At 62.2% G+C, this 14,998-nt stretch carries 1 protein-coding gene; it reads right to left on the bottom strand.

Going from position 1 to position 14,998, the window contains the following annotated elements; translation table 11 throughout:
- Positions 1-41: 41 nt before the first annotated feature.
- Positions 42-14,816 carry a retention module-containing protein gene (locus ABCR88_RS00710; protein WP_350403958.1) on the bottom strand — a complete coding sequence of 4,925 codons (14,775 nt, stop codon included), beginning with the start codon at positions 14,814-14,816 and terminating at the stop codon, positions 42-44.
- Between the last annotated feature and the right edge of the window lie 182 nt (positions 14,817-14,998).

The raw sequence follows: 14,998 nt of genomic DNA on the forward strand, positions 1-14,998 counted from the left end.
GGGCCCGGCGACCACCCTGGGGGGTGGCCGCTCGGGGCCGGTCAGCTGTTGTTGTGATCGATCTTGATGGTCGGGTCGCTGCCGGCGATCAACGAATTGATGTTGGCGTTGGACCAGTTGTTGCCTTCCAGCTTGATCGTCACGTCGGCGTTGGCCAGGCCCCCGGCGGCGTTGAGCTTGCCCTCGGAGCTGACCTGCAGGGTCGAGACCCCGTCCACGGTGGTGATCTTGAGGAAGTTGTCGATGGTGCTGGCGCTCTCGCCCTGCAGCAAGTCACGCAGGTCGATGCGGTCGCCTTCGCTGGCCTTGAAGTCCTTGATCACGTCGTTGCCGGTGTCGCCAGCCTTCCAGACGAAGGTGTCGGCACCCGAACCGCCGATCAGGATGTCGTTGCCCTGGCCGCCGATCAGGGTGTCGTTGCCGGTACCTCCCAGCAGGATGTCATTGCCCTTGCCGCCGTCCAGCAGGTCGTTGCCGCCCTGGCCGAAGAGAATGTCATTGCCGGCGCCGCCCAGCAGGGTGTCGTTGCCGTCGTGGCTGCCAGACACATCGAACTCTTTGTAGTGCTCGGTGATGTATTGGTGCACGTTGCTGGTGGTGACCTTGCTCACATCGACCCCGCTCTGCTTGGCCACATAGGCCTGCATGGCCTGGTAACCCTCGCCGGCGATGCCGTTGAAGCTCACCAGATCGCCGAACAGGATGTCGTTGCCGTCGCCGCCGCTGACCTTGTCGGCCCCCGGCATGGTGGCTTCGGTGTGACCGATGATCGAGTTGGCCAGGTCATTCGGATCGATGTTGGTCTGCGGCTTGCCATCGCTGTCATAGGGCTTGAGGTCGTTGAGGCTGACACCGTTGTTGATGCCGATGGCTTCGACGTTCGACAGGCCGCTCAGCAAGGCAAAGCCGCTGCTGGAGTTGGTGGAGGTGTAGTAGTCCGTGCTGCTGCCGGTACCCGCCAGGTTCGACAACTCGTAGGTGCCGTCACCCTGTGCGTGCAGGGTGCCCAGAGTTGCAGTATTCCAGGAGCCACCGCCCCACCAGTTGGTGCTGTAGGTCTGAAGCTTGACCGTACCGTTGCTGCTCACGCTGAGAATGTGGTTGCTGTCGATGGTTGTGCTGAAGGTATCCCCCAGCTTGTAGTTGCTGGTGGTCACCACATCGTCGAGGCGCACGTTGCCGTACAGCGTCGGGTTGGTCTGCTCGCCGCTCTGGTAGTAGGTCGGCTGGCCGTCGGTGATGAAGTACGTCAGGTTAGTGGCGTTGCTGTTGCCGGTGGCCTGGCTGCTCTGGAAGAAGTTGGCCGTGGCCTTGAACACGTCTTCGTAGTTGGTACCGCCGCCGGACGTCATCGAATCCAGCACCGCCTTGAGCTGGGCCAGGGCGGTGGGGTCGTTGAGGTTTACCGACACCGACTTGTTGACCTGGGTATCGAAGTCGGCGAGGAAGATGTTCACGGTACCCGAGCCGGCGCTGCCGATGCTGTTCTTCAGGGTATTGAACACCGAGGTCAGGGAATTCTTGGCCGCGGTGATCGAGGCGCTGCTCATGCTGCCCGAGCTGTCCACCATGAAGGCGATGTTGTAGTTGGTGCCCGGGACCACGGTCAGGCCGCCGATGTCGGCGACCACGATGTCGTTGCCATCGGTACCGGTGACGGTGTCGTCGCCGGAGGTGGCGACCACCGAGTTGTAGACCGCCGGGTAGACCTTGACCGGGATCTGCGCCGAAGTGCTGGCAGAGCCGCCCAGTGACTCGGTGGAGGTCGAGGTCACGTTCAGGTTGAAGGTGCCGTTGTAGTACGGCGGTGGCGTGACCGTCAGGTTGCCCAGGTTCCAGCCGGTGACGTTGGCTTCACCGGAAGTTGCGGTGGCGGTGAAGGTGTGCCCGGCGCCATCGCTGAGCACCGAGCCTGCCGGAATGCCGCTGATCTTCACGCTGAGGGTTTCCGAGCCGTCGGTATCGGTCAGGCCGGTGCTGATCTTCGACAGATGCACGCTGCCGCCTTCGCCGCCCTCGTTGAGCTTGTAGCCGTCGTAGTAGCCTTCACCGTTGGTGCCGTGCAGGTCGGACACCGAGACCCCGGCGTTGGTCAGGTCGGTGACGCCGGTGTACAGCGGCACACCGGCATTGCTCAGGTCCACCGCCGTTGCGCCGTTGACCGACAGGTTGACGTCGTAGTTGCCCGGGCCGCTCTGGTTGTGGTGGTAGATATCGATGGTGTAGTAGCCGCTGGTGGTCGGGGTGAAGGTACCGTTGAGGTTACCGCCCGCGCCCCAGGTAGTGCTGGCCACATTCTTGCCGCCGATGGTCACCAACAGGCTGTCGTCGCCGGTGCCGGAGAAGGTGTAGGCCTTGCCGGCTTCCAGGTAGATCAGGCCTGAGGTCTTCGACGCGGTGCCCGGCGTGATGTTGCCGTCGGACTGGACGTTGGTCGCCAGGCTGCTGCTGTTAGGCGTGCCGGCAGCATCAATGACTGATTTCAGAGTGCTGGCGGACGCGCCGCTGCCGTCGGTGCCCAGGCCGCTGAGGCCGGTCCAGACTTCCTTGAGCAGGCCCACCGAATTCACGCTATTGCCGGCCACGCTCAGGGTCGGCGCATCGGCTACCGGGGTGATGTCGACGGTCACTGTGCCGGTGTTGCCCAGGGCCTGGCCGTCGGTTGGCTGGAACTTGATCTGGGCGTAATCGGCCTGCTGGTTGCCCACGCCGTTGCCGCCGTAGCCATTGGTTCCGGATTCGTTGGCGTCCGGTGTGAAGCGCAGTTTTCCGGCATCGATATCGGCCTTGCTGAAGGTCTGGTTGTTGGCCACATCCTTCCAGGTCGAACCGTCCAGGTATTGCAGTTTGCCGTCGCTGGGCAGCTGGGTGATCTTCACGCCGAGGCTGGACGCCGGGCTGTCGACGTCGCTGACGCCGAAGTTCGACCAGGTCAGTGCCAGCGGGGTGTCTTCGTTGCCGGTCACGGCGCCGCCAGTGGCAGTTGGGGCGTCGTTCACCGCCACCACGTTGACCGTGGTAGTGGCGACGTTGGAGTAGTTGCCGCCGTCGGTCACGGTCACGGTGATGGTCCGTGGCGTGGTGCTCGGGTCTTCACTGTTGTTGGTGAAGGTGATGTTCTTGATCTGCTGCATGTAGTCGGCCAGCGTCGCGCTGCCCGACAGGGTCAGGGTGATCGAACCGTCCTTGCTGTTGGCATTGATGGTGATGCCGTTGACGCTGTTGCCCAGGTTCAGCGAGTCCCCCGGCTGGCGGTTGGTCAGCACGATGGTGGCGCCGGTGAGCAGGGTGCTGTCCGGGTCGGTGATGCTCAGGTCGGTGTCGGCGATCGACACGCCAGGGCCTGTGGTGCCTTCGGTGAAGGTGACCTTGTAGTCGGCACCGGTAGCACCGCTGGAGTTGTTGGCATCCAGGTCGATGACCGGCGGAGCGTCGTTATCGATGATCGAGGTAGTGACGCTGTTGTTGCTGCCCACCACCAGGTTTTCGAAGTTGCCGCCAGTGGCCGAGTCGATCTTGACCGTGAAGTTCTCGGTGCCTTCGGTGATCTTGTCGTCAATGGTGGCGACGTTGAAGGTGGCGCTGCTGGCGCCGGCCGGGATCTTCACGGTGTACACGCCGCTGAAGTCCGAACCGTCGGTGGCGGTGCCGCTGTAGCTGATCTTCAGGGTGACTTCGGTCTGCGCCGGGTGAGTCAGGCTCACGGTGTAGCTGGCGGTCTGGCCTTCGGTGACCGAGGCGCTGCCGCTGATACCCACCGAAGTGGTGTCCAGTGTATCGGTGACGTTGGTCACCGCTGGCGTGGTGTCCGTGACCAGCTTCTCGAAGTTGCCGCCAGTGGCGTTGGTGATGGTGGCGTTGACCTTGCCTGCGTCGATGTAGACGTCGTCTGCCGGCGCCGCAACGGTGACCGTCCCGGTGGTTTTCCCGGCCTCGATATGGATCACCGAACCGTTGCTCAGAGTCACGGTCACCGGAGTGCCGGCGGCATTGGTCAGGGTGGCGGTGTAGGTGATCTGGCCGCCTTCAGCGACGGTGCCAGTGGCCGTCAGGCTGACGCTGGTGGTGTCGACGGTATCGGTCACGGTGGTGCTGACCGGAGTCTTGTCGGCCACCAGGTTCTCGTAGTTACCACCGCTGACATTGGTGATGGAGTTGGTCAGCGGAGTGTGACCGACCAATACATCGTTCGGTGCGCTGATGCTTACCGAACCAGTGGTTTCGCCGACCGGAATGGTGATCTTCTCGCCATTTGCCAGGGTCACGGTGACGGGCGAACCGGTCACTGGAGCGCTAACGGTGGCGGTGTAAGTGACGTTGCCACCTTCTGCAGCCGAAGGTGTGGCCTTCAGGGTGACGGTGGAGTTGTCGATGGTGTCGGTAACGTCAGTCACGGCCGGCGTGGTGTTCGGCACCAGCTTCTCGAAGTTGCCGCCCTCGGCCTTGGTGATGGTGGCTTCGACCTTGCCGGCGTCCTTGTAGACGTCATCGGCTGGAGCCGCGACGGTGGTGGTGCCGGTAGTGGCGCCGGCGGCGATGGTGATTACCGCGCCGTTGCTCAGGGTCACGGTCACCGGAGTACCGGCGGCGTTGGTCAGTGTGGCGGTGTAGGTGATCTGGCCGCCCTCAGCGACGGTGCCAGTGGCCGTCAGGCTGACGCTGGTGGTGTCGACGGTATCGGTCACGGTGGTGCTGACCGGAGTCTTGTCGGCCACCAGGTTCTCGTAGTTACCACCGCTGACGTTGGTGATGGAGTTGGTCAGCGGAGTGTGACCGACCAATACATCGTTCGGTGCGCTGATGCTTACCGAACCAGTGGTTTCGCCGACCGGAATGGTGATCTTCTCGCCATTGGCTAGGGTCACGGTTACGGGCGAACCGGTCACTGGAGCGCTAACGGTGGCGGTGTAAGTGACATTGCCACCTTCTGCAGCCGAAGGTGTGGCCTTGAGGGTGACGGTGGAGTTGTCGATGGTATCGGTTACGTCAGTCACGGCCGGCGTGGTGTTCGGCACCAGCTTCTCGAAGTTGCCGCCTTCGGCCTTGGTGATGGTGGCTTCGACCTTGCCGGCGTCCTTGTAGACGTCATCGGCTGGAGCCGCGACGGTGGTGGTGCCGGTAGTGGCGCCGGCGGCGATGGTGATGACTGCACCATTGCTCAAGGTCACGGTGACCGGAGTACCTGCAGCATTGCTCAGGGTGGCGGTGTAAACGATGGAACCACCCTCAGCCACAGTGCCGGTGGCACTGAGGCTGACGCTGGTGGTGTCGACGGTGTCGGTCACGGTGGTGCTGACCGGAGTCTTGTCGGCCACCAGGTTCTCGTAGTTACCACCGCTGACGTTGGTGATGGAGTTGGTCAGCGGAGTGTGACCGACCAATACATCGTTCGGTGCGCTGATGCTTACCGAACCAGTGGTTTCGCCGACCGGGATGGTGATCTTCTCGCCATTTGCCAGGGTCACGACTACAGGTGAGCCGGTCACCGGAGCAGTGACAGTCGCGGTGTAAGTGACGTTGCCACCTTCGGCCGCCGAAGGCGTGGCTTTAAGCGATACGGTGGAGTTGTCGATGGTATCGGTTACGTCAGTCACGGCCGGCGTGGTGTTCGGCACCAGCTTCTCGAAGTTGCCGCCTTCGGCCTTGGTGATGGTGGCTTCGACCTTGCCGGCGTCCTTGTAAACGTCATCGCTAGGTGCCGGGACGGTCACGGTGCCACTGGTTTTACCGGCCTCGATATGGATCACGGCACCGTTGCTCAGAGTCACGGTGACCGGAGTACCTGCAGCATTGCTCAGGGTCGCGGTGTAGGTGATCTGGCCACCCTCAGCCACGGTATCGGTGGCACTGAGGCTGAGATTGGTGGTGTCGACGGTGTCGGTGACCGAGGTTTCAGCGGGCTTGTCGCTGACCTCTAGCTTCTCGTAGTTACCGCCATCCGCCTTGGTGATGGTGGTGCTCAGGGAGCTGCCGCCAGCCAACGCATCGTTGGGTGCGGTGAAGTTCACGCTGGCGGACGACTCACCCACCGGAATGGTGATGGTCTGACCGTTGGACAGTGTGACCACAACCGGCGAACCGGTTACCGGTGCCGTAACCGATGCGGTGTACACCACGGTGCCGCCTTCAGCGACGCTTGGGGTAGCGGTCAGGCTGACGGTCGACGTATCGATCGTGTCAGTGACATCAGTCACCGCTGGCGCTGGATTAGTCTCCAGGTTCTCGAAGTTACCGCCCTCGGCCTTGGTGATCGTTGCCTCGACCTTGCCGGCGTCTTTGTACACGTCGTCAGCCGGAGCGGCGACGGTGGCAGTACCGGAAGTAGCGCCGGCGGCGATGGTGATTACCGCGCCATTGCTCAAGGTCACGGTGACCGGGGTGCCGGCTGCATTAGTCAGAGTCGCGGTGTAGACGATGGAACCGCCTTCGGCCACGGACTCGGTCGCGCTCAGGCTCAGAGTGGTGGTGTCAGGAGTATCGGTAACCGAGGTCTCTGCCGGCTTGTCGCTGATTTCCAGCTTCTCGTAGTTACCGCCGTCGGCTTTGGTAATGGTGGTGCTGAGCGAACTGCCGCCAGCCAACGCATCGTTGGGTGCGGTGAAGTTCACCGAGCCCTGGCTTTCGCCAACCGGAATAGTGATGGTCTGTCCGTTGGACAGGGTCACTACGACTGGGGAGCCGGTTACTGGCGCAGTCACCGATGCGGTGTAAACGACGGTGCCGCCTTCAGCCACATTCGGAGTGGCGGTCAGACTGACCGTCGACGTATCGATCGTGTCTGTGACGTCGGTGACTGCCGGGGCTGGATTGGTCTCCAGATTCTCGAAGTTGCCGCCCTCAGCCTTGGTGATGGTGGCTTCGACTTTGCCTGCATCTTTGTAGACGTCATCCGCCGGGGCCGCGACGGTGGTGGTGCCGGTAGTGGCACCCGCTGCGATGGTGATCACTGCGCCGTTGGACAGCGTCACGGTCACCGGGGTGCCGGCGGCGTTGGTCAGGGTCGCGGTGTAGACGATGGAGCCGCCTTCAGCCACCGACTCGGTAGCGCTCAGGCTCAGAGTGGTGGTGTCCGGGGTATCGGTGACGGAGGTTTCAGCGGGCTTGTCGCTGACTTCCAGTTTTTCGTAGTTGCCGCCGTCGGCCTTAGTGATGGTGGTGCTCAGGGAGCTACCGCCCGCCAACGCATCGTTGGGTGCGGTGAAGTTCACGCTGCCGGACGATTCACCCACTGGAATGGTGATGGTCTGTCCGTTGGACAGGGTCACCACCACTGGCGAGCCGGTTACCGGAGCAGTGACCGACGCGGTGTAAACAACAATGCCACCCTCAGCCACGCTTGGTGTTGCGGTCAGACTGACCGTCGACGTATCGATCGTGTCTGTGACGTCGGTGACTGCCGGGGCTGGATTGGTCTCCAGGTTCTCGAAGTTACCGCCTTCGGCTTTAGTGATGGTGGCTTCGACTTTACCAGCGTCTTTGTAGACATCATCAGCTGGCGCGGCGACGGTCGCGGTACCCGAGGTAGCACCGGCAGCGATGGTGATCACTGCGCCGTTGCTCAGGGTCACGGTGACTGGAGTACCAGCGGCATTGGTCAATGTGGCGGTGTAGATGATCGAACCGCCTTCAGCTACAGACTCAGTAGCCGAGAGGCTCAGGGTTGTAGTGTCTGGTGTGTCAGTTACCGAGGTTTCAGCCGGCTTGTCGCTGACTTCCAGTTTTTCGTAGTTGCCACCGTCGGCTTTGGTAATGGTCGTGCTGAGCGAACTGCCCCCAGCCAGAGCGTCGTTTGGCGCGGTGAAGTTGACGCTGGCGGACGACTCGCCCACTGGAATGGTGATGGTCTGGCCATTAGACAGAGTCACTACGACCGGGGAACCAGTCACGGGGGCGGTGACCGACGCGGTGTAAACCACAGTGCCGCCTTCGGCGACATTAGGGGTAGCTGTCAGCGAAACAGTGCTGGTATCGATGGTGTCAGTGACATCGGTGACGGCTGGAGTCGGGTTGGTCTCCAGGTTCTCGAAGTTGCCACCCTCGGCTTTGGTGATCGTTGCCTCGACCTTGCCGGCGTCCTTGTAGACGTCATCAGCTGGCGCGGCGACGGTCGCTGTGCCTGAGGTAGCACCGGCAGCGATGGTGATCACTGCGCCGTTGGAGAGGGTCACGGTGACCGGAGTACCTGCGGCATTAGTCAGGGTGGCGGTGTAGACGATGGAACCGCCTTCAGCCACGGACTCGGTCGCGCTCAGGCTCAGAGTGGTGGTGTCCGGGGTATCGGTAACCGAAGTCTCGGCTGGCTTGTCGCTAACTTCCAGCTTCTCGTAGTTGCCGCCGTCGGCTTTGGTAATGGTGGTGCTCAGGGAACTACCACCAGCCAGAGCATCGTTGGGCGCAGTGAAGTTCACGCTGGCGGACGACTCACCCACTGGAATGGTGATGGTCTGACCGTTGGACAGAGTGACGACTACCGGCGAACCGGTCACTGGCGCAGTCACGGAGGCGGTGTACACCACAGTGCCGCCTTCGGCGACGCTTGGTGTTGCAGTCAGACTGACCGTCGAAGTGTCGATGGTGTCAGTCACGTCGGTGACTGCTGGAGTCGGGTTGGTCTCCAGATTCTCGAAGTTACCGCCTTCGGCCTTGGTAATGGTGGCTTCGACTTTGCCTGCATCTTTGTAGACGTCATCCGCCGGGGCCGCGACGGTGGCAGTACCGGAAGTGGCGCCAGCGGCGATGGTGATCACCGCGCCGTTAGAGAGCGTGACAGTAACAGGCGTACCCGCAGCATTGGTCAGGGTCGCGGTGTAGACAATCGAACCACCTTCGGCCACGGACTCGGTAGCGCTCAGGCTCAGGGTAGTGGTGTCCGGGGTATCGGTCACGCTGGTTTCAGCCGGCTTGTCGCTGATTTCCAGCTTCTCGTAGTTACCGCCGTCGGCTTTGGTAATGGTGGTGCTGAGCGAACTGCCGCCCGCCAACGCATCGTTGGGAGCGGTGAAGTTCACGCTGGCGGACGACTCACCCACGGGAATGGTGATGGTCTGACCGTTGGACAGAGTCACCACGACTGGCGAGCCGGTTACCGGCGCTGTCACCGAGGCGGTGTAAACCACAGTGCCGCCTTCGGCGACGCTCGGCGTGGCAGTCAGGGAAACGGTGCTGGTGTCGATGGTGTCCGTGACATCGGTGACTGCTGGAGTCGGATTGGTCTCCAGATTCTCGAAGTTGCCACCGTCCGCTTTAGTGATGGTGACTTCGACTTTACCGGCGTCCTTGTAGACGTCATCCGCCGGGGCCGCGACGGTGGTGGTGCCGGTAGTAGCGCCAGCGGCGATGGTGATCACGCCGCCGTTGGACAGCGTCACGGTCACCGGAGTACCTGCGGCATTAGTCAATGTGGCGGTGTAGACGATGGAGCCGCCTTCAGCCACGGACTCAGTAGCCGAGAGGCTCAGGGTTGTAGTGTCTGGAGTATCGGTAACCGAGGTCTCTGCCGGCTTGTCGCTGACCTCCAACTTCTCGTAGTTACCGCCGTCCGCTTTGGTGATAGTGGTGCTCAGGGAGCTACCGCCCGCCAACGCATCGTTGGGTGCGGTGAAGTTCACGCTGGCGGACGACTCACCCACCGGGATGGTGATGGTCTGGCCGTTGGACAGGGTCACCACGACTGGCGAGCCGGTTACTGGAGCAGTGACCGACGCGGTGTAAACCACAGTGCCGCCTTCCGCGACGCTAGGGGTAGCCGTCAGTGAAACAGTGCTGGTGTCGATGGTGTCAGTGACATCAGTCACCGCCGGGGCTGGATTTGTCTCCAGGTTCTCGAAGTTGCCGCCTTCGGCTTTAGTGATGGTGGCTTCGACTTTACCAGCGTCTTTGTAGACATCATCAGCTGGCGCGGCGACGGTCGCTGTACCCGAGGTAGCACCGGCAGCGATGGTGATCACTGCGCCGTTGCTCAGGGTCACGGTGACTGGAGTACCAGCGGCATTAGTCAGGGTCGCGGTGTAGACAATCGAACCACCTTCGGCCACGGACTCGGTAGCGCTCAGGCTCAGAGTGGTGGTGTCAGGGGTATCGGTAACCGAAGTCTCGGCTGGCTTGTCGCTGACTTCCAACTTCTCGTAGTTGCCGCCATCTGCCTTGGTGATGGTAGTGCTCAGGGAGCTGCCGCCAGCGAGGGCATCGTTTGGTGCGGTGAAGTTGACGCTGGCGGACGACTCACCCACCGGGATGGTGATGGTCTGACCGTTGGACAGTGTGACCACAACCGGCGAACCGGTTACCGGTGCCGTAACCGATGCGGTGTACACCACGGTGCCGCCTTCAGCGACGCTTGGGGTAGCGGTCAGGCTGACGGTCGACGTATCGATCGTGTCAGTGACATCGGTCACAGCCGGAGCCGGGTCGGTGACCAGGTTTTCGAAATTGCCGCCATCGGCCTTGGTGATCGTTGCCTCGACCTTGCCCGCATCTTTGTAAACGTCATCGGCAGGCGCAGGCACTGTGGCGGTGCCTGAAGTAGCGCCCGCGGCGATGGTGATCACCGCACCGTTAGACAGAGTCACGGTCACTGGCGTACCAGCGGCATTGGTCAGGGTCGCGGTGTAGACAATGGAACCACCTTCGGCCACGGACTCAGTAGCCGAGAGGCTCAGAGTTGTAGTGTCAGGAGTATCGGTGACCGAGGTCTCGGCAGGCTTGTCGCTGACTTCCAGTTTTTCGTAGTTGCCGCCGTCGGCCTTAGTGATGGTGGTGCTCAGGGAGCTGCCGCCAGCGAGGGCATCGTTTGGCGCGGTGAAGTTGACGCTGGCGGACGACTCACCCACCGGGATGGTGATGGTCTGACCGTTGGACAGGGTCACCACCACTGGCGAGCCAGTCACTGGCGCTGTCACCGACGCGGTGTAAACCACAGTGCCGCCTTCCGCGACGCTAGGGGTAGCCGTCAGTGAAACGGTGCTGGTGTCGATGGTATCGGTAACGTCGGTGACCGCTGGAGTCGGGTTGGTCTCCAGGTTCTCGAAGTTGCCACCGTCCGCTTTAGTGATGGTGACTTCGACTTTACCTGCATCCTTGTAGACGTCATCCGCCGGGGCTGCGACGGTGGTGGTGCCGGTAGTGGCACCTGCTGCGATGGTGATCACTGCGCCGTTGCTGAGGGTTACGGTGACCGGGGTGCCGGCAGCATTAGTCAGGGTGGCGGTGTAGACGATGGAGCCGCCTTCAGCCACGGACTCAGTAGCCGAGAGGCTCAAGGTTGTAGTGTCAGGAGTATCGGTGACCGAGGTTTCAGCGGGCTTGTCGCTGACTTCCAGTTTTTCGTAGTTGCCGCCGTCGGCCTTAGTGATGGTGGTACTCAGGGAGCTGCCGCCAGCCAATGCATCGTTGGGTGCGGTGAAGTTTACCGAGCCCTGGCTTTCGCCAACCGGAATAGTGATGGTCTGGCCGTTGGACAGAGTGACGACTACCGGCGAACCGGTCACTGGCGCAGTCACCGACGCGGTGTAAACAACAGTGCCACCCTCAGCCACGCTTGGCGTGGCGGTCAGGGAAACGGTGCTGGTGTCGATGGTATCGGTGACATCAGTCACAGCTGGAGTCGGGTTGGTCTCCAGGTTCTCGAAGTTGCCGCCTTCGGCCTTGGTGATCGTGGCTTCAACCTTGCCGGCGTCTTTGTAGACATCATCCGCCGGGGCCGCGACGGTGGTGTTGCCGGTAGTGGCGCCTGCGGCGATGGTGATCACTGCGCCGTTGGACAGCGTCACGGTGACCGGAGTACCTGCGGCATTAGTCAGGGTGGCGATGTAGACGATGGAGCCGCCTTCAGCCACGGACTCAGTAGCCGAGAGGCTCAAGGTTGTAGTGTCAGGAGTATCGGTGACCGAGGTTTCAGCGGGCTTGTCGCTGACTTCCAGTTTTTCGTAGTTGCCGCCGTCGGCCTTAGTGATGGTGGTACTCAGGGAGCTGCCGCCAGCCAATGCATCGTTGGGTGCGGTGAAGTTTACCGAGCCCTGGCTTTCGCCAACCGGAATAGTGATGGTCTGGCCATTGGACAGAGTGACGACCACCGGCGAACCGGTCACTGGCGCGGTCACGGAGGCGGTGTAAACGACGGTGCCACCCTCAGCCACGCTTGGAGTTGCGGTCAGGGAAACGGTGCTGGTGTCGATGGTATCGGTGACATCAGTCACAGCTGGAGTCGGGTTGGTTTCCAGGTTCTCGAAGTTACCGCCTTCGGCCTTGGTAATGGTGGCTTCGACTTTGCCGGCGTCCTTGTACACGTCGTCAGCCGGGGCCGCGACGGTCGCTGTACCCGAGGTAGCACCGGCAGCGATGGTGATCACTGCACCATTGCTCAGGGTCACGGTGACTGGAGTACCAGCGGCATTGGTCAATGTGGCGGTGTAGATGATCGAACCGCCTTCAGCTACAGACTCAGTAGCCGAGAGGCTCAGAGTGGTGGTGTCCGGGGTATCGGTCACGCTGGTTTCAGCCGGCTTGTCGCTGATTTCCAGCTTCTCGTAGTTGCCACCGTCGGCCTTGGTAATGGTTGTGCTCAGGGAGCTACCGCCCGCCAACGCATCGTTGGGAGCGATGAAATTCACGCTGCCGGAAGACTCGCCCACTGGGATGGTGATGGTCTGGCCGTTGGACAGGGTCACCACGACTGGCGAGCCGGTTACCGGCGCTGTCACCGAGGCGGTGTAAACCACAGTGCCGCCTTCGGCGACGCTAGGGGTAGCCGTCAGCGAAACGGTGCTGGTGTCGATGGTGTCCGTGACATCGGTGACGGCTGGAGTCGGATTGGTCTCCAGATTCTCGAAGTTGCCACCGTCCGCTTTAGTGATGGTGACTTCGACTTTACCGGCGTCCTTGTAGACGTCATCCGCCGGGGCCGCGACGGTGGTGGTGCCGGTAGTGGCACCTGCTGCGATGGTGATGACTGCACCATTGGACAGCGTCACGGTGACTGGAGTACCAGCGGCATTGGTCAGGGTGGCGGTGTAGACGATGGAGCCACCCTCGGCCACGGTATCGGTGGCGGTCACGCTCAGTGTCGTTGTATCCGGGGTATCGGTGACGGAAGTTTCAGCAGGCTTGTCGCTGATTTCCAGCTTCTCGTAGTTACCGCCATCCGCCTTGGTGATAGTGGTGCTCAGGGAGCTACCGCCCGCCAACGCATCGTTTGGCGCGGTGAAGTTGACGCTGGCGGACGACTCGCCCACTGGAATGGTGATGGTCTGGCCATTGGACAAAGTGACGACTACCGGCGAACCGGTCACTGGCGCAGTCACCGATGCGGTGTAAACGACGGTGCCACCCTCAGCCACGCTTGGTGTTGCGGTCAGACTGACCGTCGACGTATCGATCGTGTCAGTGACATCGGTCACAGCCGGAGCCGGGTTGGTGACCAGGTTTTCGAAATTGCCGCCATCGGCCTTGGTAATGGTGACTTCAACCTTGCCCGCGTCTTTATAGACGTCATCGGCAGGGGCGGCGACGGTGGCAGTACCGGAGGTGGCACCGGCAGCGATGGTGATCACTGCGCCGTTGCTCAGGGTCACGGTGACCGGGGTGCCCGCAGGGTTGGTCAGGGTGGCGGTGTAGACGATGGAGCCGCCTTCGGCCACGGTATCGGTGGCCGACAGGCTCAGGCCGGTGTCGTCGATGCTGTCGGTCACGGTGGTGACCGCTTTGTCTGGGCTGGGTTGCAGGTTCTCGAAGTTGCCGCCTTCAGCCTTGGTGATACCGACTTCGATGGTGTCGCCGTTCTTGTAGACGTCATTGGCTGGCGCCGGGACGTTGATCGAGCCACTGGACTTGCCCGCTTCGATAGTGATCACCGAGCCGTTGGACAGGGTGATGGTCACCGGAGTCTGCGCCGGGTTGGTGAGGGTGGCGGTGTAGGTAATCTGCCCGCCCTCGGTAACGCTGGCATCAGCGGTCAGGCTGACGGTGGTGGTGTCGATGGTGTCGGTGATCTGGGTGACCGCCGGGGTCGGGTTGACCGTTACCAGCAGGCCGCCACCGCCGGTGGTGCCGGTCACGCTGACGCTGATCTGGCCCGGGTCGATATAGACGTTGTCCTGGGGCGCCAGGGGCACCTGCACGCTGCCAGTGGTCTGGCCGGCGCTGATGACGATGACCGCGCCATTGGACAGGGTCACGGTCAGGTCGGTAAGTGGCGCCTGGGTCAGGGTCGCGGTGTACACCAGGGTGCCACCGGCTTCGGTAATGGTTGGGGTGGCGCCCAGGGTCAGGGTGGCCGGGCGCAGGGAGTCACTCCCGCTGCCATTGCCGTTGCCATTGCCCAGGCCGCCATTGTTGGTCAGGCCGCCAAAGGTGTTGTCCTGGGTCGAATTGGCCAGCCCCAGGCCAGCGGTGGGGAAACCGATGGTCGGGTCGACCCGGCCCGCAGTCTCTTCCAACTGCACAAAACTGTGGCCACCACCGGCCGCGCCGCCATTCCCCGCGGCGGTCGGGCCGGCGGCGGTGGCTTCCAGGTCGGTGGTCGGGTCGGCGCCGGCGGCGATGGCCTGCTGCAGTTCTGCCACCGAAGGGGCGGCCTGAGCGGTGGCCTGTGCCAGGTCCGTGCTGGAGTCCGGTGCGGCACCGCTCCACTGGGTGTCACGCCCCAGGTCCAGAGTGCGCCCGTCGGTCAACTCCAGGGTGACGGCCCCGGCCGGGCCGGTGTCTACCTGGTCACCCACGAACAGGCGGTCCCCTTCAATGAGTACGCGTCGGATCCCTTCCGGGGAAACCACGAAAACTTGGCCGACAATGCTTTTGACGATGGCAACAACACTGCTCATTGGGGACTCTCCGGTGTACCGCTCAGTCGACTTCCATGTACCGGCTTAGGCGCGGGCCGCAACTCAGTCAGGACGTACTAGGTGTGTAATTGGGAACGGGTAATTGACAGATCTACCGTCAAAAGTTTGGCTATATTTTTTGGGTATTAACTTTATGCCAAACTATTGACCTTATGGACGCC

It is taken from the genome of Pseudomonas sp. W17 (genome assembly GCF_040268305.1).
GTDB lineage: Bacteria > Pseudomonadota > Gammaproteobacteria > Pseudomonadales > Pseudomonadaceae > Aquipseudomonas > Aquipseudomonas protegens.

What these genes read in the sequence shown, in the direction of transcription:
- ABCR88_RS00710 (WP_350403958.1), bottom strand. Translation starts at nt 14,816, where the DNA reads ATGAGCAGTGTTGTTGCCATCGTCAAAAGCATTGTCGGCCAAGTTTTC.